The following is a 21,627-nucleotide window of genomic DNA, read 5'->3' as shown; positions in this document are numbered from 1 at the left end:
AAATGAGAGTTATGTTAAAAAATGAACAGCTTTCGGTGGAAATCGAGAGCTTTGGCGCAGAGCTTAAATCCGTAAAATCTAGGGAAGATAACAGGGAATATATGTGGTGTGCAGATGAAAAATACTGGAAAAGAACCTCCCCTGTCCTTTTTCCCCTGGTGGGTTCCTTAAAGGGCCACTCTTATGAGTATGATGGAGAAACCTTTCCCATGTCCCAGCACGGATTTGCCAGGGATAAGGAATTTACCATGATTTTTAGAAATGAAGATAAGGCGGTATTTCAGTTAAAATCGGATGCAGATACCTTAAAGGCCTATCCCTTTGATTTTACCTTAGAGATTGGATATGAGCTTTCGGGAAATTCCCTCACAGTGATGTGGAAGGTAATCAATGAGGAAGAGGAAAAAGAAATGTATTTCTCCATCGGCGCCCATCCGGCTTTCAACTGCCCCATGTATGGGGAGGAGAGCATGACGGGATACGGCATGAAATTAAATGCCAAAAGCGATGTGCTCTATTCCAGGATAAACGGTGACGGTTTAATGTTAAATTCAAAAAGTGAGCTGAAACTCCATGACGGCCTTGCAGTGTTTACGGAGGATTTCTTTGATGAGGGTGTATATATTATCGAAGATTACCAGGCCAGTGAAGTTTCCTTGGTGGACACGGAAGGGAAACCTTATGTGACGGTGAGTTTTGATGCGCCTTTATTTGGGATCTGGACGCCGGGAGGGGATGCGCCCTTTGTGTGTATTGAACCCTGGTACGGCAGGTGCGACAGGGAAAGTTTTGCAGGGGAGTTAAAGGAGAGGGAGTGGGGACAGAAATTGCCGCCGAATGAGGTTTTTGAAAAGAATTATAAGATTACGTTTTCTTAGGCATTGTGGAAAATATCATTGAAACAGAATATTTGAAAAAAGCAGAAAGGTTTTCGACACGTGTTGCGTGACGGAAGCCTTTTGTTATGTAGTGTATCTTTCAAAACACTGGGGTTGATTTTGGCAAAAATAGGTTAGTTTTACCAATAATAACGTATTTTTTATCATATCAACGATATTTTCAGTGAAAAATATCAGCTTGTATGATATTTGCTATGGTGCTATCCATTTTTTGCTGTGTAAATTCTCAGGGAGTATCAGCAAAGGTGAAAAATACAGTAAATACAAAAAAGCAGGGAATTACGTATACTAAAAGTATTTATATGGGAACATGTGACATATGAGGTAAAACCGGGAAGCAGAGAGTTAGTCAGATATCGTGATGAATACAAATATAAAACAGCGTACACGCATGTGTCAATCTGCTACTGGGATAAATACCTGAAATCCGAGGCGTGGATGGAAATCGTGATATGTGTAGATGCAGTAAAATAAGAAGAAAGGACGTGTTACAATGAAAAAAATAGGAAAGATCTTGTGCTTTTGTATGTTATTTTTGGGATTTTCAATGAATGATATATCTTTGAGGGCGGAGGAGGCAGTACCGGAAACAGGTTACACTGTGGAAGGGATGCGTTTTAACTGGAAAGACGTGGCAGTCCATATTAAGACAAAGGATTACGGCGTGAATGAAATTCGTATAAATATGTCCCAGGAAAATTATACGGTAAAAAATGTAAAGTCCAGCAGTAAAAATCTGCGTTTTTGGACATCCAGGACTTGTGTCATAAAGCATTATGAGAATGAGGAAGATAAAGACCGTATATTCTGTGACGGAGACGGAAATGACAAATGTGGAGAGAATGAAGAAAGGCATGGAGGAACGCCTGGAGAAACAGAAGGAGGGGAAGAAGGAAAAAGGTAAAAGAGCATAAGGCCGAGAAAGAGGAACTGGAGATAAGGCAAAAAAGAGACGGAGGATTTTAGTACCCACAAAATTAGTATCACCATTTAATAAAATTTTTCCAATTTGTTTTTATGGAATTCATGATACAGAAGAAATCATCAGGGGATGAACAGAAATTCATCCCCTTCGGCTTAGTGAAATACATTTTTGTCATACTACCCCACGGCATTTCATAAGATGTGCCAAGGGGGTAATTTTATGGAAAAAACAGAAAAAGAAAAAAATCTCACCGGGGATTTTATAAAAATCCTATTTGTCATGTATGTGATTACTTTACTGCTTTTACTTCTTTTGGCTTTTATGTTGTTCCGCATGGAAATCTCCGAGACAGTATTTCGTGTCTGGCTGATTGCAGTGTATATTGTCAGTGGTTTTGCCGGGGGATTTCTCATAGGAAAGAGGGCAAAAAGCCGGAAATTTTTATGGGGGTTTCTCATAGGGGCAGTGTATTTTGCAATTCTTTTTGGCGTGTCTCTTATACTCCATAAGGGGTTGGACGAGGATGTGATGCATTTATTCACTACGGCTGTGCTCTGCCTGGCTTCCGGTACAGTGGGAGGGATGTTGTCGTAGTTGTCTTATAAGGTTTTACCCCGCCAAATGGCGGGGCGGTTATCTATCTTTAAAGAAGTAAAAGTTTATTCGCAGAATGTGTAGATAATCTGGGGGGAAGTGTGTTCAAGGCTTTAATTATCCTTTCTTTTGTGGTATAATAAGGCAAAGAAACAAAGGAGTAAAAGTATTTTATGAGTTATGAAGAGTTTGTTACAGAAATTAAAAAATATTGGGAACTTCGCAGCCAGGGATTAAAAAAGCAGGCAAACCGTTTTTTATTTCAGTTTACAGAGCACTTTAAAAAAGATATATCCCGGGATGAAGCAGATGATATCCTGTTTCATTTTTGCAGGGATTATATTGATGAGATAAAATTTCCTGGGGAAAATTTACCTAGGCGCCATTTGCCTTTTCAACTGTCAGAATTGCTGTACCACTATTTTAACCGGGAATGCGAAGAAAATAAAATGCCGCAGATGCGCTGGGCCTTTCAGATTTTTGGAAAGTACTATAATCCCGGCGGCCCAGAGGGTGAGAAAAACCCATACTATATTTTAGAGAAGGCTTATGCACATGACCAGTGTGACCAGCAGACGGTGGATGCTTATTTTGGAGAACAGGTAGATGTTTTGTGGTGGGGGCAGCATCACTTTCCAGAGGGTTGCCTGATTACCAGAAAAGAATTTGAGGATACCGTGGAGATGGCGAAGAAAATACTTTCAGAAAATTCAGTGGAGCAGGGCTTGGCGGAAGATTTTGCCTATTACGAAAAACTGTACCATATTTATTTTGACTGGGAAAAGCAGGGAAAAAAGGGAGACTTTTATCAGTTGTGCAAGGAGGAGGGAATCGCTTTTGAATCCATGCCTGCTTTTTACTATTCCCAGAAGCATCCGAAGAAGACTTGTGGGAACTGCTGATAATGCGTGCCCGGCGGGCAGGGGAAAACTTTCTGTAAATTTATATAAATATTCTGCCGGAAAGTTTTTTATTCCCCTGTATTTACCGCTTTCAATTCTTTTTCCTCCAGTTCTTTGATTCTTTTTTCCAGTTCTTCTTTGTCATAGTTGTCCATTGCATATTGGCAGCACTGTAGTACCAGGGAGCTTAAGGAGATGCCTTCGTGGTCTGCAATGGCCTTGAGTGTCTGAAACATATCATCCGTGAAACTTATGGTTCTGGGTATTTTTTCTCTGTTGGGTTTTTTATGGATTTTAAACATATTTCTCCTCCGTAACAAAATTATCAATATAAGTATAGCAGACGAATCTGCTTTTGTATATACTGGTTTTCACATTTGTGTGCAAATTGCGGATATTTTTTTAAAATTATGTATGTTAGGCGTTTGTAATCATTCTTTCCTTCTGATATACTATAATGATACAAAAAGAAAAAGGAGGATTTTGTTATGTTGGAGAGTATACTGCCGAAGATTTTGATTACACTGATTGTGGTACTTGTTTTGGTTATCCTGATGTGCGGTTATGTAAAAGCGGCGCCGGACCAGGCAATTTTGATTTCCGGCCTGAGGAAAAATGCCAGGACGTTAATTGGGAGGGCGGGGATTAAAATACCTTTCTTAGAGCGGAAGGATGTGCTGAGTTTACAGTTGATTTCCATTGACGTAAAAACCAGTTCCTCTGTGCCCACAGCGGATTACATTAATATTATGGTGGATGCCACGGTAAATGTAAAAATCAGTGATAAGCCGGATAAATTAAAGCTGGCGGCCCAGAATTTCCTAAATAAAAAGCCGGATTACGTGGGGAGTGTGGCAAAGGAAGTGTTAGAGGGAAATGTCCGGGAAATCGTGGGAAAAATGCGCCTGGAGGAGATGGTAAACGACAGGCAGAAGTTTGCAAATCTGGTGAAAGAAAACGCAGAGCCGGATTTGGCGGAAATGGGTCTTGACATTATCAGTTTTAATGTGCAGAATTTTGTGGATGACAATCAGGTGATTGAAAACCTTGGTGTGGACAATATAGTGAAAATTAAAAAGGAAGCTGCCATTTCCCGGGCGGAGTCCGAAAAAGAGATTAACGTCGCCAGGGCAAGGGCGGAAAAGGAATCCAACGACGCCAGGGTTGCAGCGGATACTGCAATAGCGGAGAAAAATAATGAGCTGGCCTTAAAACAGTCAGAGCTTCAGATTGTGGCGGACTCCAAGAAGGCGGAGGCCGACGCAGCCTACAGTATTCAGAAAGAACAGCAGCGCAAGGTGATTGAAGTTGCAAAAACCGAGGCGGATATTGCAAAGCAGGAGAAGGACAATGAGTTAAAGGGCAAGGAAGTTGAGGCCCAGGAACAGGTTTTAAACGCAGAAATCAGAAAGCGGGCGGAAGCGGAGAAATATGCAAAAGAGCAGGCGGCGGACGCCCAGAGGTATGCTGCGGAGCAGAAAGCAAAGGCGGATTTGGCCGCAAGGCAGGCGGATGCGGACGCCAAGAAATACGAGATTGAGAAAGCTGCGGAGGCAAAAGAGAGAAATGCTGCCGCAATCCAGAGGGAGGGAGAGGCGGAAGCTGCTGCCACCAGGGCAAAGGGAGAAGCGGAGGCGGAGGCCCTTTTGAAGAAGGCGGAGGCTATGAAGCAGTACGGCCAGGCAGCTATGGTGGAGATGATTGTAAATATGCTTCCCGAGATGGCAAAAGCTGTGGCGGAGCCTTTGGCGGCAATCGATAAAGTAACCATCATTGACAGCGGGGACGGGGCAGGGGTTTCCTCCATGGGAGACTATACCCCTGCCATTTTAAAGAAAACCATAGAGGCGGTAAAAGAGACCACCGGTTTTGATTTGACGGAAGTTATGAAAGCTTCTACATATGATGCAAAGGTAAATCATAACTTAAATGTTTCCGGGGTGGAATTTTCCCAGAAATCAGAGTAGAGCTTATACCTCCGGGGGGTTATACTGATGCATGCAGGGCTAAATTAAGGAATTTAAAGGAGTGTGTTGATTTAGCCCTGTTTTTTGTTTGTCTCAGATAAATATCTCAGATAAATGTAAAAAACTGTTGACAATAGAAGAAGGGAAACATATAATTTTATCATAAATTAAAGCCTATTAAACAAGTAGGAATTGAGGAGGAAAAGATTATGAGCCAAATAAAAGAAAGCGCACTGGAATTAATCGGGGGAACCCCGATTCTGAAACTGAATGGATATGCAAAGAAGGCGGGTATAGGAGATGCAACGATTCTTGCAAAACTGGAATATTTAAATCCCGCAGGTTCTGTAAAAGACCGTGTTGCCCTGGCAATGATTGAGGATGGGGAAAGGAAGGGGCTGTTGAAAGAAGGGGCGGTCATTATCGAGCCTACCAGTGGAAATACCGGCATCGGCCTGGCGGCGGTTGCAGCGGCAAAGGGATATAGGACAATTCTTACTCTGCCGGATACCATGAGTGTTGAGAGAAGAAACCTTTTAAAAGCCTATGGCGCAGAACTGGTACTTACAGAGGGAGCCAAAGGAATGAAAGGGGCCATTGCAAAGGCGGAAGAACTGTCCAAGGAAATTGAGGGGGCAGTTATTTTAGGTCAGTTTGTAAATCCGGCAAACCCGGCAGTGCATAAGGCTGTCACAGGGCCGGAAATCTGGGAGCAGACGGAAGGAAAGGTTGACATATTCGTGGCCGGGGTGGGAACCGGCGGATCTATTACCGGGGTAGGAGAATACTTAAAAGAGAAGAACCCTAATGTGAAAGTCGTGGCCGTTGAGCCGGCGGGAAGCCCTGTTTTGTCAAAGGGAACTCCGGGAGCACATATGATTCAGGGAATCGGGGCAGGATTTGTACCGGAGGTGCTTAACACAAAAGTGTATGATGAGGTTCTTGCCATTGAAAATAAAGATGCCTTTGCAGAAAGCAGGGCCTTTGCCGTAAGCGAAGGCATTCTTGTAGGAATCTCATCCGGTGCGGCCCTTAAGGCGGCGGCAATTCTTGCAGGCAGGCCGGAAAATAAAGGGAAGACGATTGTGGTATTGCTTCCCGATTCGGGAGACAGGTATTTATCCACCCCGCTGTTTCAGGATTAATAGGATGATTATGCATGATTCCCGGAAATTAGAAAATAAACTTGCATTTTACCTGCAAAAGATAGTAAAATATAGGTAAGAGCAACGGGAAAATATATGGGAAAGGAGATTGTGTTATGGGAATTGGCAGAGTATCATCATGGAACTGCATGTCAGATATGCAGATGAACCCCACAGGTATGACGGACACGAAAAGTAAAAGCATACAAAAAGAGATTACTGATGTACAGCAAAAGATGCAGAAACTGCCTTCAAAGGAAGAATATTCTCCCAGCGAAATGGCGGATGAACGGAAAAAGCTTCAAAAAGAAATATCCGGCCTTAATATAAAACTGAAACTGCATCAGGAAAAACTTCTGAAATCACAGAAAAGAGAAGCTATGCTGGCAAAGATGCAGGAAGAAAAGGAGTTGTCCCCGGATAAGACGGAAAAAGAGGAAGCGTCAGACAGGGAGGAGCAGGCAAAACGTCAGGAAACTGTGCTGACAAAAAATAGCGACGGCACTGTTATCTTAAAAGAGGAAAAAAATCCCGAAGGCAAGGGCAGTGTGGAAACAGAGGACGAATCGAAAGAAAACATAGAAACTGATACAAAAGAAGACGCCGGATTATCCCATAAAGAGATGCATGCCATGGTATCGGCAAATCATTCCATACAGCAGGCAGACCGCCAGGGAGTTGTCATAGCCAGAATGAAGGAAGGCGTTGTTATTTTAAAGGGAGAAATCAGCCAGGATGAGAGATACGGCGCTGATACAGGAAAAAAACAGGCTGAGCTTGAAAAGATGGAGAAGAGGGAACAAAGGGCAAGGGCATTCCAGTCTTCTTCTTTAGGGGAGGCAAATAGTACGGTAAGGTCGGCGGCAAAAGGGAATCTGCCCGGAGCAAAGGACAGGGTGCAGACTAGGGATAACAATGTTGTAAAATTTTTTCAGGAAGATGAGGCAGTCCGGCAGAGATTTCAGATTTCTTTTGTGAGTTAATCCCAATGAAAAACGAAACATTGCATGATCATTGGAAAAGGCATATGCAAAAAGCACATGTCTTTTCTTTTGGCTAAAATCAGTTGACATAATATCTTACAACTACAATGATTGAACTCTGAGTTTCATTAAAAAGGAGGCAGACAATGGGACGGAGAAAAAAAGAGCCGAAAAGCGTACACCGGGAAAAAATTGCTTCTGCTGCATCGGCATTATTTATGGAAAAAGGCATTGCAGCCACATCAATGGACGATATAGCAAAAGCAGCCGGATATAGCAAAGCGACTTTATATGTATATTTTGAGAACAAAGAGGAAATAGTCGGTATCTTAGTGCTGGATAGCATGAAAAAACTTTACAATTACATTGTTTCTGCGTTAGAGCAGCAGGAAACCACAAAAGAACGATATCGTTTCATTTGCCGTGGATTGGTTCAGTACCAGGAGGAGTTTCCGTTTTACTTCAAAACGGCATTGGATAAAATCAATATTGATTTTGAAAGTTGTGATTATCTTCCCGAAGAAAAAGAGACCTACCGGATAGGGGAAGAGATAAATGAAAAGCTAAAGGAGTTTTTAATATCCGGTATGGAGAAAGGTGATTTGCGCCACAATCTGGAAATCATGCCCGTTATTTTTAATTTTTGGGGTATGCTGTCCGGGTTGATTCAGCTTGCGGCAAATAAAGAAGAATACATAAAAAAGACAATGGGATTATCAAAAATCCGGTTTTTAGAGTATGGCTTTCAAATGCTGTATTGTTCCATAGCAGTTAAGGGGGAATGAAGCCCATAGGTAAAATCGGAAATTTTCAGATTCCACGGAAAACCGAGGGAAGGCTATTTTCAGCACAATATTTATTGCGGGAAATAGGCTGCAGGCACTGTTTGATAACCGTATTCCCCAGGTATCCTTAAAACAGTTTATGCTATTGTCAATCCTCAGACAATCAGAGGAACCCATGACATTTACCCAATTAGGAACTTTGCTGGGCTGTTCTAGGCAGAACATTAAAAAATATATTGAGCCTATTTTGCAATGCCTGAAGCAATAATATTTCAGTTGATAATAAGGCCAAAAGACGGGAGATTTCCATATTTTCTGATTGAAGGATTAGGTATTTTCTGATATACTAAATAATAAAGTAAACGGGCAAAAAGATTTGTTAAGAATGTTCATAAGACCACCACAGGCGGGAAAATTTTCCTGCCCTTTCTTATATGTAAGGGGAAAAATATTTACAGGGGCAAATGGGGGGAAAGTATGCAGATCGGGATGGATGTTTCCTTTTCACAAAGGCAGCAGTTAATTTTAACGCCGCAGATGGAGCAGGCGTTACATATTCTGCAGATGGGGGCGGAGGAACTGAATCAGTGCATTGAGGAGGAGGTTTTGTCAAACCCCATGTTGGAGTACGGAAAAAAAAGGGGAGAGGTTAGGGCCTACCAGTCCTATGTCAATGCCTTAGCGGACGAAAAGAGCAGTGGGCCGGGGTTAAAAGAGTATTTGAAAATGCAGCTTATCACAAAAGGGCTTTCCCCCAGGGAGCAGGGCATTGCGGACTTTTTTATAGAGTGCATGGAGGAATCCGGATATCTGAAAATAGATGTGGGGGAGATTTCCCAAAGAATTGGCATTTCTAAAGAGGAGGGGGAGAAAACCCTTGGTTTTTTACAGGGATTTGACCCCCCGGGGGTTTTTGCCAGGGATTTAAGGGAGTGCCTTCTTTTACAGCTTACAGGGAAAGATGAAAACACCAAAAAGGCAAGGCTTTTGGCGGAGGGGCATCTTATGGACATTGCAAAAAATAAACTTCCAAAAATCTGCAGGGAGACAGGATTTTCCCTGGAGGAAGCCGCGGAGGGGATAGCGTACATAAAAAAATTGGAGCCGGTTCCGGGGCGGGGATACGGGTATGGCCGGGAAAGAAATCTCTTTCTCTATCCAGACGTGACGGTAAAAAAACAGGGGGAAAATTACCGGATATTTTTAAATAAAGAGAAAATTCCTTCTTTGGAGCTTTCCAGGGAAAATCTCCCCCTCCTCACCCAGTTTCAGGGAAAAGAGGAGAGCGGGTACTTAAAAGAGCAGTATAACAGGGCGAAAATGTTTTTGAAAAATGTGGGAAAGCGGGAGGAGACGCTTTTTGCCGTAACGGAGGCTTTGGTGGAGCGGCAGGAAGAGTTTTTTGAAAAGGGCAGGGGATATTTAAGGCCCATGAACCTTATGGATATTGCCCAGGGGTTAAACATGCATGAGTCCACGGTAAGCAGGGCGGTAAAGGATAAGTATTTAGAGTGCAGGTGGGGTGTTTTTGAGATGAAATACTTTTTTTCTTACAAAGGGCCGGAAGGTGCTTTTTGCAATGTGAAGGGAAGGATTCAGGAAATTATTGACGGGGAGGATAAGAAAAAGCCCCTTTCCGATGCAGGCATTGCAAAGATTTTATCGGAGCAGGGAGATTGTATTTCCAGAAGGACAGTGGCGAAATACAGGGAGCAGCTTCAGATTCCAAATACCCAGATGAGAAAAAGTTTTCTGTAGGCTCCCGAAATCTTTAGTGATATTACGAAAGACAGGCGGCAAAGAGATGCCGGACAAAATATGGAGGAAAAATTATCCAATTTTCTGATGAATTTGCCTTTGATGAAAATGATATATCCCGGTGTCAAATTCATTATATGATAGTTCTAATTTCCATTTGATTATGATCGTGGACGATGAAACAGCATAGAAAATCACTCGAATGTATTGAGCGCACCAATGATGGAAGTGTGAATGAATAGAACTGGATTGCAAATCGAGGTAATCTGTATTTATATGCAACGGATCCCATTGGATTGATTGGATTATGCAAGAGACATGAGGATTGGATTAATGAAAAAGAAATATTATAAGTGCACAATCGAATCAGGAATATGTTTCTGTAATTGTTATATAAGAAATTCAAAAAATATCTTATAGATTAATGAGGGGAGGTATGGTAAGATAAACTTGAAAACACATTCATGATGAATAAACTAACGCCGCATCAGCCGGGGAATAAGCCCCATGCTTTTGCGGTGTTAGTTCATGTACTGGCGCCAATACGGCAGCCTGTAAAAATCCAGATGGAGAAACAGGTAAAGAGGAGCAGGAGAATGGGGAAAACAGTGGAGGAGAGAGTAAAGATTAACTGTAAAAACGGGCTGCATGTCAGGGTGGCGGCCATGGTTGTACAGAAGGCGGACAATCTGCAGAAAGAGCACAAGGTGACTTTTTACATCCGCAGGGAAGGGATGCATAATGTGCCTTTAACCAGTATTCTTTTGGTGACAGCCTTAAAAATCCGCCAGAATGAGGAAATATATCTTGTCACAGTGGGGGAGGGGGCAAAGGAGGCCGCAAAAGAGATGAAAGCGCTTTTGGAGAGCGATTTTTCCATGAGCCCTGTGGAGCTTGGCCAGGTGGATACCCTTTTGCAGGATAACGCCATCACAGCGGAAAATATTTACAGCAATATTGAGACAGGGCTTGTGGTGGCAGACAGCCGCTACACTGTGATTATTTATAACCGCCAGGCGGAGAAAATCTTTGGGATTCCCCCAAAGGAAGTGCTGGGAAAAAAGGTGACAGAGGTTTTTCCCCAGTCCAAACTGCCGGAAGTGATAGATACGGGGAAACCTGTGCTGGGTTATGCAAAGACCATCGGGGAGGTAAACATTGTGATAAACACTACCCCCATTGTGGAGAACCATCAGGTGATAGGGGCCATCAGCAGTGTTTTGGATGTGTCAAAACTTATGCAGGTGGCCTATACCTTTGCAAACAGGCAGGCCATGGAGGGGATTTCCGTGGTGAAAAGCTTAAGTGAGATTCAGGAACTTATGGACAAAATCAGCCGTCTCTCCGCCAAGACGGAATATTTGGAGGAGGAGTTAAACAGGAGGCAGAAGTTAAATCCTGCCTTTAACCGCATGGTGGGGGTCAGCAGCAAATTATATGACGCTATGAAAATGGCGGCAAAAACGGCGGAGAATAATTTTAACGTGCTGATTCGTGGGGAGAGCGGCACAGGGAAAGAGCTGGTGGCGGAGGCTATTCATTATTCCAGTGAGAGAAAGGATAAGCCTTTTATCCGGGTAAACTGTGCGGCAATCCCGGAAAACCTTTTGGAGAGCGAGATGTTCGGCCATGTGCGGGGGGCTTACACGGGAGCCATAAAGACAAAAGTTGGAAAATTTGAGCTGGCGGACAAGGGTACCATATTTTTAGATGAAATCGGGGAATTGGATAAGGCTATGCAGGCAAAGATGCTCCGGGTTATCCAGAAAAAGGAGTTCCAGCGGGTGGGGGATGAGAGAACCATCCGGGTGGACGCCAGAATTATTGCCGCTACCAACCGGAATTTAGAAGATCTTGTGGAAAAAGGGGAGTTTCGGGAAGACCTTTACTACCGTCTCAATGTGATTCCCATCTGGCTTCCCCCTTTAAGGGAGCGGAGGGAGGATATTCCCCTGCTCTGCGACCATTTCCTGGGAAAAATTGCAGAAGAGCTAAAACGCCCGGCAAAAAAAATTACCCCGGAGGGGATGGCGGCCCTGGTAAATTATTCCTGGCCGGGAAATATCAGGGAGCTTGAAAATGTGATGGAGCGGGTGAATATTTTGGCGGAGGGGCAGATGATACAAAAAATCGACCTGCCGGGCTATATCAGCGAGCCTTTATCCGGCAAAGCCTTAAGGGAGCCAAAGGAGGAAGAGGAAATCATGCCCTGGGAGTACTATGAGAGGGAAATTATTAAAAAAGCCCTGAAAAAATATAAGAGCTTTAACCGGGCGGCAAAAGCCCTTGGGCTCACCCATAAAACCGTGGCTGCCAAGGCCAGAAAATACCACCTGGAAGAATAAAAGATTTGTTGGCATGGTTTTTGCTTATATAAATATTATAACAAAAATCATAGGGAATTGTGCCCTAAGAGAAAATGAGACAGGAGGTTTTTTTACATGGCATCAAAAATTTATCAGTGCATTGAGAAAATCGGGAATGACATTATTGAGAACAAAGAATTTCTCACGGATTTGGACAGGGAAATCGGGGATGCGGACCACGGGGTAAACATGGCAAGGGGATTTACGGAAGTCCTTGCACAGCTTCCAAAAGATGAGGAAGATATGGGCAAGGTATTAAAAAAGGTGGGGATGACCCTTTTATCCAAAGTAGGCGGGGCATCTGGCCCTCTTTATGGAACCGCTTACATGAAGGCCGCAGGGGCGGTGGCAGGAAAGACCTCCATCACCCTTTCCGACGGGAAAGAGATGCTTGAGGCAGTTATCGGAGGGGTAAAAATGCGTGGAAAGGCCCAGAGAGGGGAGAAAACCATGCTGGATGCATTAGAGCCTGCAATGGACGCCCTTACAAAGGCAATAGATGTGGGAAAAGATACGGAGGAATGTTTAGAGGCAATGTGCCAGGCTGCCCAAGAAGGGGTGGAATTTACAAAGACCATCCGGGCTACAAAGGGCCGGGCCAGTTATTTAGGGGAGCGCAGCATTGGACATCAGGATCCGGGAGCCACATCTTCCCTTATTACCTTACGGGCAATACAGGCATTTTATCTTGACAATCTGAAATAGATAAGGAGGGAAGAGGTTATGGTAGGAATTTTGATTGTGTCCCACAGTAAAAAAGCTGCAGAGGGCATCTATGAGCTTGCGGTTCAGATGGCAGGGGAAGACCACAGGGTTCTGGCAGTGGGAGGCATGGAAGACGGAAGTATCGGCACAGACGCCATCCGCATTAAAGAGGGGATTGAAAAGGCGGACGACGGGGACGGCGTGCTTCTCTTGGCGGATTTGGGCAGCGGGATTTTAAGCTCCCAGACGGCCATTGATTTATTGGAAGAAGATATTAAAGTGGAAATTGCAGACGCACCTATTTTGGAGGGGGCAGTAAGCGCTGCGGTGCAGGCCGCAGTGGGGGGAACCTTAGAAGAAGTAAGGGAGGCTGCGGAACTGGCAAAACAGATATCCAAATTAGATTAGGGGAGGCGTGAAATGAAAACAGGGACCTATACGGTAAATAATAAAATGGGGCTTCATGCAAGGCCCGCTGCGGAAATTGCGAAAATTGCGGGAAAGCACAAAAGCGCTGTGACACTTCTTTCCGGGAGCAAAAAAGCCAACGGGAAAAGTGTTTTAATGCTCACAACTTTAGGGGCAAAAAAGGGCACGGAAATTACCCTTCAGGTGGAGGGGGAAGATGAGGAGGAAGTTTTTGAAATCCTCGACGATATGTTTGCAAACAGCTTTCATGAAGAATAGCCGCTAAAGCAGAGGAAATGAGGTGAGGGCATGGAAATCAAAGGCAGCGTTGTGGTGGAGGGAATTGCAGCGGGCTTTATCCGTTTTTTCAACCAGGATTATGAAAAGAGGATACAGGGGTATGTGAAGGAAAGCCCGGAAAGGGAGAAAGAGAGATTTGAAAAGGCCAGGCAAGGCGCCGCGTCTGACCTTAATAATCTTTTAAAAGACAGGGAAAAGCTTTCTGAGAGCGAAGGGGAGATTTTAGAGGCCCACCAGCTTTTAGCGGAGGATATGTCTTTAAAGGAGACTATTGTAAACTACATAGAGCAGGGAGAGGCAGCCCCGGATGGGGTATTAAAAGCCGTCTCCGATTTTAAGGCCATGTTTGATGATATTGATGACGAATACTTAAGGGAGCGTCAGAAAGATATTATTGATGTGGGAAACCGTTTCCTGCGGAAGCTTTTGGGCATGAAAGAGTTCTCCTTGGAGGGGGATAACATTGTCCTCTGGGCAAAGGACATAGAGCCTTCCCTGATGGCCTCTTTGTCAGAAAAACAGGTAAAAGCCATTTTGCTGGAAAGCGGAAGCAAGACCTCCCATGCGGTGATTCTTGCAAAGGCCAAGGGCTTTGTCACAATGGTGGGGGTAAGCTTAAGCCCTGAGGAGATTTCTGAGGGGGAGAATGTGATTGTGGATGCCAATCAGGGCGTTATTCATTTTAATCCTTCGGAAAAGGAGATGGAACATTGCCTGGCTCTTGTAAAAGAGCAGGAGGAACAGAAAAAATTCCTGGAGGAGAGGGCAAAACTCCCTGCCCGGACAAAGGACGGCAAAAGCGTTACAGTGGCGGCGAATATCAGCGGGGCAGGAGATATGGAGAAAGCCATTGCCTTAGGATGTGAGGGAGTGGGGCTTTTCCGCACGGAGTTTCTCTTTATGGATAGGGATAAGCTGCCCACAGAGGAGGAGCAGTTTTTGGCCTATAAAGGGGTAACGGAGCAGGCCGCAGGAAATCTTTGCATTATCCGTACTTTAGATATCGGGGGAGATAAGCCCTGTAAGGCCCTTTCCCTTACTGCGGAAGAAAACCCTTTCCTGGGATTTCGCGCCATCCGCATCTGCCTGAACCAAAAGGAGATGTTTAAAACCCAGCTTCGGGCAATTTTGCGGGCAGGGGCATACGGGAAAGTGGGAATCATGATTCCCATGGTTTCTTCCCTTTGGGAAATCCTGGAGACGAAAAAGCTGGTGGAAGAAGTAAAAGGGGAGATGGACGCAGAAAAAATTTCCTATGGAAAAGAGGTTCCCCTTGGGATTATGGTGGAAACCCCGGCGGCTTCCATTATGGCCCCTGTATTTGCAAAGCATGTGGACTTTTTCAGCATCGGGACCAATGACCTGGTGCAGTACACTTTGGCTGTGGACAGGGGAAACCAGTCTGTCAGCTACCTGTATGACTACTTTAACCCTGCAGTGCTTCATTCCATCCACAGAATTGTAACAAGAGCCCATGAGGCGGGAATCTGGGCGGGAATGTGCGGAGAGATGGCCGGGGATAAGCTGGCGCTGCCATTCCTTTTGGCCCTTGGCATAGATGAGCTCAGCATGAGCCCCTCCCAGGCCCCCGGGGTAAAAGAACAAATTCGGAATATGGACAGCGGCGTTTGCCTGGATGAAATTTTAAGCTTGAAAGACGCAGGGGAGGTTCGGGAGTATTTGAGGGGCCTGCTGTAACGATTCCCTTGGGAAATTTTACCATCATACCCAGAACGATATCTCTGGGTTGGTAAAAAATACCAACTTGAGAAAAATTACCAGGCAGGTATTCCCCTTTGAAGCAGGGCAGGGGATATATTTCCCAGGGAAAAAGTTCTTAGGCCTGGAGAGGAAACTGCAAAAAGCTGGCACAGATTTTGCTTATTATTATAAGTATCACGCATCGCAACGTAAACATAAATTTCATATTGGAGAAGGAGGAAACTGCATTGAAGAAAATGATTAACAACCCGGACAATATCGTGGATGAAATGTTACGGGGAATGGTACTGGCCCATCCGGAATATGTGAAAAGGGTAGAGGACTGTGACGTATTGGTAAGAGCCGGGGGCTCTCAGGGAAAAGTGGTTTTGATAAGCGGCGGCGGAAGCGGACATGAGCCGGCCCACGGGGGATTTGTAGGAAAAGGAATGTTAGATGCGGCAGTTGCCGGAGCTATGTTTACCTCTCCCACCCCGGATCAGGTGTATGAGGCAATCAAAGCGGCTGACGGAGGAAAAGGAGCCCTTCTTGTCATCAAGAATTACACCGGGGACGTGATGAACTTCGAAATGGCTGCTGAGATGGCTGCCGACGAGGGGATTACCGTGGAAAAAGTTGTGGTAAACGATGACGTGGCAGTGGAGAACAGTACCTGGACCACAGGAAGAAGAGGCATCGCAGGAACGATTTTTGTACACAAATGTGCAGGGGCATGTGCGGAGGAAGGAAAAGACTTAGCCCAGGTAAAAGCCGTGGCGGAAAAAGTTATCGCCAACGTGAGAAGCATGGGTATGGCTCTTGCACCCTGTACCGTGCCTTCCGCAGGAAAGCCAAGCTTTGAGCTGCCTGAAGACGAGGTGGAAATTGGTATGGGCATCCACGGGGAGCCGGGAACCCACAGAGAAAAAATCCGCTCCGTGGAAGATACCACTGCACATCTTTTAGGAAAAATTTTAGAGGAAGGCATTTACAATGAGGGGGATGAAGTGGCAGTTTTAGTAAACGGCCTGGGAGCAACGCCCTTGCAGGAACTTTATCTTGCAAATCTCACCGTATCAAAGATATTGGAGGACAAAAATATAAAAATTGCCAAAACCTATGTGGGCAATTACATGACTTCCATCGATATGGCGGGCTATTCTGTAACCCTTCTGAAACTGGATGAGGAATTAAAGAAATACTTAAATGCATCTGCCGATACCCCGGCATTTGTACAGGTTTAATGGTTCTTTCAAATGAATAATCCATCAGTTTAGCATACGGCTATCTGTATAAAATCCGCCCTGTTTGAAATTCATTTATGGACAGGGCGGGTTTTTAGATTCAGTTTTCTTATGCGGGGCAAATATTGTGCAAAAATACTGTAAAAATTCTGAAAAGTGTGGTATTATAGGATAAAAGTACCGGTATTTAGTATAGGAAAAGAGGAAGAGATATGGTGAAAACGGGGAAGTCAAAATATCTGATTTGTATACTGTTTGTGCTGTTTGTCTGTTTTGGCGCCCTTTGTCAGGTACATGCCTCTGACATGGATAAAAGGGTGTTATTTATCAGTTCCTACTCTTACGGCTGGGAGACGGTCCCCCAGCAGATAGAGGGAGTGAAAGAGGCATTTTTGGATGAAGTTTCAGTGGATTATAAGTTTATGGACACAAAAAATGCTACATCCCCGGAAAGTATGGAGTTGTTTTATCAGACTATGCGTCAGTACTTGTGTGAGGTTAAGCCCTATGACGGCATTATTGCAGGAGATGATGCGGCTTTTCAGTTTGTATTGGCCCACAGGGAGGAACTCTTTCCCGGGATTCCCATCGCCTTTGAGGGGATAAACAATAAGGCCCTGGCTTCGGAGGCCAGGCACGGGGATCCTTTGATTTCCGGTGTGGTGGAGGAACTTTCCTATGTGAATACGCTGGAACTGGCCTATAAACTCTACCCCCGTGCCCACCGTGTGGTGGCTGTTTTGGATAACAGCATGACAGGGGAGGGGGAGCGGGAAGATTTTTACCGCCTTTCAAAGAAGTATTCCCAGTTAGAGTTTAGCGAAATAAATGCTTCGGAATACAGCAAGGAAGAACTGGGAAAAAAACTGGAAGAATTAAATGATGATACCATACTCTTTTATGTTCTGTGCAGCAGTGATAAGGAGGGGAATGCATATACCAGCAAAGAGGCCGCCCAGTGGATTAGCTCCCATGCCCAAATTCCTGTTTTTACCGTTATCTCCCTGGGAATGGGAAATGGTGTCCTGGGAGGAGAGCGGGTATCCCACCAGGAAATGGGATACCTTGCGGCCAATATGTTAAAAGAGGAATTTGAAAATCCAAAGGGGAAGCTGCCCGATGTGATACAGGGTTCTCCCAGGGAGTGCTGTTTTGATGAGAATGTGATGCGCAGATTTGAGATAAAGAAGTCTGACTTGCCCAAAGGCAGCACCATTATCAATCATCAGACAAAATTTTGGGAGAGAAACTGGCACTATATTCTCATTACTTTGGCAGCGGGGATTGTTATAACAGTGATCCTTATCCGCCTGATTCTGGAAAACAAAAAAAAGAGCCGGATTAACGATGATTTGCAGAAGGCCAAAGACAATTTTGAGATTGAGGCGAAGTATGATATGCTGACAGGGCTTAAAAACCGGGCTGTATTTTATCAGGAGCTTCAGGAAAAAATTGACCGGCATAAGTCTTTTGGCATGATTCTTTTTGATGTGGACGGTTTTAAAAATGTCAATGATACTTTAGGGCACAATAACGGGGATGTGGTTTTAAAGGAGCTAGCTAAGCGCTGCAGTAAAATGGAGAACGGCCTGTTTCGGGTGTACCGTCTGGCAGGAGATGAATTTACCGCTATTGTGGAGGCAAAAAATGAAGAAGTGGCAAAAAATTATGCCAGAATGATAAAATTCACATTTAAAGACCCCTTTATTTTAGATGAAAAAGAATATTCCCTGCATTCTAGTATCGGTATTGCCATGTTTCCGGAGGACGGGGGCAATTCCAAAGAGATCGTGGAGGCAGCGGATTCCGCTATGTACTATGTAAAGAATCATGGAAAAAACAATATTGCTTTTTACCGGGAAGTGGCGGGAAAAGCTTAGTGGCTTATCCTGCCTGATACCCCAGTTCCTTAGACAATTCCCGCTTTACTCTTAAAACCTCCCGGGAAAGTTCCTGGATGCGCCCGTCTGTCATGCGGCTTACAGGGCCCGAGATGGAAAACGCGTATTTGACTTTCCGGTGATAGTCATAGAGGCATGCGGCAATGCATCGGACCCCCAGCTCATTTTCTTCATTATCCAGGGCATACCCCTGCTTTTTCACCTGCTCTAAAACCTGCTTTAAGTGTTTAAAATCAGTGATGGTGTGTTCTGTCTTTTTTTCTATTTTGCTCTCTTCCCAAATTTGTGCAAGCTCTTTCTCCTCCATCGTGGCCATAATGGCTTTGCCCACCCCGGAGCAGTACATGGGAAACGCCATGCCCACATGGGAAACCATGCGGATGGAGCCCACATTTGCCTCCACCTTGTCAATGTAGAGAATATTGCTGTTTTCCCGCTGTACCAAATGAACCGTTTCCCCGGACACCCGGGAGAGGTTTTCCAGATAGGGCCTTGCAATGGGAAGGATGTTTGTGTGCTCTAACAGTTTTCCTGCCATAGTTACCAGTTTAAAAGACAATTTGTATTTCTGGTTATCTTCTCTTTGCCTGGCATATCCCATGTAAATAAGGGAGGAGAGCATACGGTGGACGGTACTTTTATTCAGATGCAGTTCCTGGCTTAATTCCAAAAGTCCCATCTCCCCTTTTTCTGCAAGAAGTTCCATAACCTGAAAAATTCGCTGTGCAGACTGAATCGGATTTTTTTCTTCCATGGCAGTATCCTTTCTGTTTCATATTATGAAACCAATATAGCATAACACAGGGGTCATGGCAAGAAAATAATTTTTCCTGGCGCTTTACCAGGATGTATTGCGAAATATGCATGAAAAGGTTCAGAATAATCAGGTTGACATTTGCCAAAATAATGTTATAATCTTTTTAAAGATTCAATTTATGAAACTTGGTTTCATCATATGAAACAAACGGGGTTTTTACAATTTTTTTCAGGAAAAGGAGATTGCTATGAACAAGGTATTAGAAGAGTTTTCCAAAATCGGTATTATTCCTGTCATTGCATTGAATGATGCAAATGACGCAGAGCCATTGGCTAAGGCTTTGATTGAAGGGGGACTGCCCTGTGCGGAGGTTACTTTCCGGACAGATGCGGCGGAAGAATCCATCCGCATTATGGCAAGTAAGTTTCCGGAGATGTTGGTGGGGGCGGGAACTGTGCTTACCACAGACCAGGTGGACAGGGCCGTAAATGCAGGGGCAAAATTTATTGTGAGCCCTGGATTAAATCCCAAAGTTGTGAAATACTGCGTGGAGAAAAACATTCCCATCACTCCCGGATGTGCAAATCCCAGTGATGTGGAGCAGGCCATTGAGCTGGGCCTTGAGGTGGTTAAATTTTTTCCGGCGGAGGCCAATGGCGGACTTCCGGTGATTAAAGCCATGTCTGCGCCTTACAATAAAATGAAATTTATGCCTACGGGAGGAATCACCGCAAAAAATATAACAAGCTATCTTGATTTTAAAAAGATTATCGCCTGCGGTGGGAGCTGGATGGTAAACGGGGACATGGTAAAGACAAAAGACTGGGAGGGAATTACTCGGCTTACAAAAGAAGCCGTGGCCACTATGCTTGGATTTACCATGAAACATGTGGGTATCAACAATCAAAACGAAGGGGATGCCCAGAGTCAGGCGGATAAATTTGCTTCCATTTTCGGAGTGGAGAAAGCGGAGGGAAACAGCTCTATTTTCGTAAATCAGATGGTTGAAGTGATGAAAGGCCAGGGCAAAGGCAAAAACGGACATATTGCAGTTGGAACCAATTATGTGGACCGCGCGGTATATCATTTGGAGAAACGGGGCTTTACTTTTGATGAATCCTCGAAACAGTTTAACGAGGACGGCACCCTGAAGTTTATCTATTTTACAGAAGAAATCGGCGGTTTTGCTATCCATTTGACCCAGAATAAATAAAAATAAGCCAATTCCTAATCCTAAATTTTTATATACTTGAAAAAGATGCCTGAATTTGGCATCTTTTTCATTTTGTCTGTACATACTAAGAGAAAATATGCAGTATAAATGCCAGGCGTAATTGCTGCAAAAACAGATAAAAGGAGTATAAAATATGAAGTGCTATTTGGAAATTGAGGAAGTATTTGCCCGGGAGATTATGGATTCCAGGGGAAACCCTACGGTGGAGGCGGAAGTGGTGGTAAAACGTCCGGGAAAAGGCCGGTTTGTAGGCTGTGCCGCTGTTCCTTCCGGTGCCTCCACAGGAAGATTTGAGGCGGTGGAATTGAGGGACGGGGATAAGCGCTACGGCGGCGCAGGGGTGAAAAAGGCAGTATCCCACATCAATGACAAAATTGCAAAGGAGCTGGTGGGAAGAAATGCGTTGAATCAAAAGAAAATTGACGAACGCCTCATTGAACTGGACGGAACGGACAATAAAAAGCGTCTGGGGGCCAATGCCCTTTTAGGTGTGTCCATGGCGGTGGCAAAAGCGGCGGCGGCGGCTTTAGAGATTCCCTTATATATGTATCTGGGAGGCGTGTATGCCCACCAGCTTCCCGTTCCCATGATGAATATTTTAAACGGTGGAAAACACGCGGAGAACACGGTGGATTTCCAGGAATTTATGATTATGCCCATCCAGGCGGGCAGCTTTTCTGAGGGGCTGCGCATCTGCTCCGAGGTATACCACACCTTAAAACGGCTGTTAAAGGAGAAGGATTTGTCCACCGGCGTGGGGGACGAGGGGGGATTTGCTCCGGATTTAAAAGATGCCAGGGAAGTTTTGACCTACCTTATGGATGCGGTGAAAGAGGCAGGCTATAAGCCTGGGGAAGATATCTGTTTTGCCATGGATGTGGCTGCCAGTGAGCTTTACCAGGAGGATACCGGTATGTACTATTTCCCCGGGGAGAGCAAGATGCGGGGAGAAAAGATTTTGCGGGATGACCAGGAAATGATTGCCTACTATGAAAATCTTTTGGAGGAATTTCCCATATTTTCCATTGAGGACGGTCTTGCGGAGGACGACTG

Annotated in this window: 20 protein-coding genes; 18 read left to right on the top strand and 2 right to left on the bottom strand. The window is 44.6% G+C overall.

The features are described from left to right. Window positions 1-2: 2 nt before the first annotated feature. The 4 genes from D7Y06_RS15820 to D7Y06_RS15805 all read left to right on the top strand — a co-directional run bounded on the left by D7Y06_RS15820 (window position 3) and on the right by D7Y06_RS15805 (window position 3,320). Window positions 3-878, top strand: coding sequence for an aldose 1-epimerase family protein (locus D7Y06_RS15820; RefSeq protein WP_120408722.1), 876 nt, complete (start codon window positions 3-5; stop codon window positions 876-878). Between the two features lie 514 nt (window positions 879-1,392). Then, window positions 1,393-1,803: a hypothetical protein gene (locus tag D7Y06_RS15815; protein WP_120408721.1), complete on the top strand. Its 411-nt coding sequence runs from the start codon at window positions 1,393-1,395 to the stop codon at window positions 1,801-1,803. 240 nt (window positions 1,804-2,043) lie between these two features. Continuing rightward, window positions 2,044-2,418: a TIGR04086 family membrane protein gene (locus D7Y06_RS15810; RefSeq protein WP_120408720.1), complete on the top strand. Its 375-nt coding sequence runs from the start codon at window positions 2,044-2,046 to the stop codon at window positions 2,416-2,418. A gap of 173 nt (window positions 2,419-2,591) precedes the next feature. After that, complete coding sequence (locus D7Y06_RS15805) at window positions 2,592-3,320, top strand: hypothetical protein (RefSeq protein ID WP_120408719.1); 729 nt, start codon at window positions 2,592-2,594, stop codon at window positions 3,318-3,320. A gap of 68 nt (window positions 3,321-3,388) precedes the next feature. On the opposite strand, the gene D7Y06_RS15800 is transcribed toward D7Y06_RS15805, so the two are convergent. After that, entirely contained in the window at window positions 3,389-3,622 is a 234-nt protein-coding gene (locus tag D7Y06_RS15800) for a hypothetical protein (protein WP_120408718.1), read from the bottom strand. A 186-nt stretch (window positions 3,623-3,808) separates the two neighbouring features. Here D7Y06_RS15800 and D7Y06_RS15795 point away from each other — a divergent pair, with 186 nt between their 5' ends. The 12 genes from D7Y06_RS15795 to D7Y06_RS15730 all read left to right on the top strand — a co-directional run bounded on the left by D7Y06_RS15795 (window position 3,809) and on the right by D7Y06_RS15730 (window position 18,562). Next, the gene (locus D7Y06_RS15795) at window positions 3,809-5,287 is read left to right on the top strand and encodes a flotillin family protein (protein WP_120408717.1); all 1,479 of its coding nucleotides are present in this window, start codon (window positions 3,809-3,811) and stop codon (window positions 5,285-5,287) included. A gap of 209 nt (window positions 5,288-5,496) precedes the next feature. Then, a complete protein-coding gene (cysK, locus tag D7Y06_RS15790) occupies window positions 5,497-6,432 on the top strand; it encodes a cysteine synthase A (protein WP_120408716.1) in 936 nt (311 codons plus the stop codon). Window positions 6,433-6,548: 116 nt separating this feature from the next. Beyond that, the gene (locus D7Y06_RS15785) at window positions 6,549-7,415 is read left to right on the top strand and encodes a hypothetical protein (RefSeq protein ID WP_120408715.1); all 867 of its coding nucleotides are present in this window, start codon (window positions 6,549-6,551) and stop codon (window positions 7,413-7,415) included. 146 nt (window positions 7,416-7,561) lie between these two features. Further along, on the top strand, window positions 7,562-8,200 hold the full coding sequence (locus D7Y06_RS15780) for a TetR/AcrR family transcriptional regulator (protein ID WP_120408714.1): 639 nt from the start codon (window positions 7,562-7,564) through the stop codon (window positions 8,198-8,200). Window positions 8,201-8,677: 477 nt separating this feature from the next. Next, on the top strand, window positions 8,678-9,958 hold the full coding sequence (gene rpoN / locus D7Y06_RS15770; protein ID WP_120408712.1) for an RNA polymerase factor sigma-54: 1,281 nt from the start codon (window positions 8,678-8,680) through the stop codon (window positions 9,956-9,958). 464 nt (window positions 9,959-10,422) lie between these two features. Then, entirely contained in the window at window positions 10,423-12,303 is a 1,881-nt protein-coding gene (locus tag D7Y06_RS27665) for a sigma 54-interacting transcriptional regulator (RefSeq protein ID WP_256387230.1), read from the top strand. Window positions 12,304-12,399: 96 nt separating this feature from the next. Then, complete coding sequence (dhaL, locus tag D7Y06_RS15760) at window positions 12,400-13,029, top strand: dihydroxyacetone kinase subunit DhaL (RefSeq protein ID WP_120408711.1); 630 nt, start codon at window positions 12,400-12,402, stop codon at window positions 13,027-13,029. An 18-nt stretch (window positions 13,030-13,047) separates the two neighbouring features. Then, window positions 13,048-13,437: a dihydroxyacetone kinase phosphoryl donor subunit DhaM gene (dhaM, locus tag D7Y06_RS15755; RefSeq protein ID WP_120408710.1), complete on the top strand. Its 390-nt coding sequence runs from the start codon at window positions 13,048-13,050 to the stop codon at window positions 13,435-13,437. A 12-nt stretch (window positions 13,438-13,449) separates the two neighbouring features. Beyond that, a complete protein-coding gene (locus D7Y06_RS15750; RefSeq protein WP_120408709.1) occupies window positions 13,450-13,716 on the top strand; it encodes an HPr family phosphocarrier protein in 267 nt (88 codons plus the stop codon). Between the two features lie 30 nt (window positions 13,717-13,746). Then, entirely contained in the window at window positions 13,747-15,435 is a 1,689-nt protein-coding gene (gene ptsP / locus D7Y06_RS15745; protein WP_120408708.1) for a phosphoenolpyruvate--protein phosphotransferase, read from the top strand. Window positions 15,436-15,686: 251 nt separating this feature from the next. Next, window positions 15,687-16,682 carry a dihydroxyacetone kinase subunit DhaK gene (gene dhaK / locus D7Y06_RS15735; protein WP_120408706.1) on the top strand — a complete coding sequence of 332 codons (996 nt, stop codon included), beginning with the start codon at window positions 15,687-15,689 and terminating at the stop codon, window positions 16,680-16,682. Between the two features lie 212 nt (window positions 16,683-16,894). Continuing rightward, window positions 16,895-18,562: a GGDEF domain-containing protein gene (locus tag D7Y06_RS15730; protein WP_120408705.1), complete on the top strand. Its 1,668-nt coding sequence runs from the start codon at window positions 16,895-16,897 to the stop codon at window positions 18,560-18,562. Window positions 18,563-18,566: 4 nt separating this feature from the next. On the opposite strand, the gene D7Y06_RS15725 is transcribed toward D7Y06_RS15730, so the two are convergent. Further along, a complete protein-coding gene (locus D7Y06_RS15725; protein ID WP_120408704.1) occupies window positions 18,567-19,337 on the bottom strand; it encodes an IclR family transcriptional regulator in 771 nt (256 codons plus the stop codon). 250 nt (window positions 19,338-19,587) lie between these two features. Here D7Y06_RS15725 and D7Y06_RS15720 point away from each other — a divergent pair, with 250 nt between their 5' ends. Beyond that, entirely contained in the window at window positions 19,588-20,553 is a 966-nt protein-coding gene (locus D7Y06_RS15720) for a bifunctional 4-hydroxy-2-oxoglutarate aldolase/2-dehydro-3-deoxy-phosphogluconate aldolase (RefSeq protein WP_120408703.1), read from the top strand. A gap of 154 nt (window positions 20,554-20,707) precedes the next feature. After that, window positions 20,708-21,627: phosphopyruvate hydratase (eno, locus tag D7Y06_RS15715; protein WP_120408702.1), on the top strand; the 920-nt coding region annotated here is incomplete at its 3' end.

The sequence above is a fragment of the Roseburia sp. 1XD42-69 genome (assembly GCF_003612565.1).
GTDB lineage: Bacteria > Bacillota > Clostridia > Lachnospirales > Lachnospiraceae > Roseburia_B.
The sequence above is the reverse complement of the archived record's forward strand: the minus strand, read 5'-3'. Positions and strand labels throughout refer to the sequence as shown.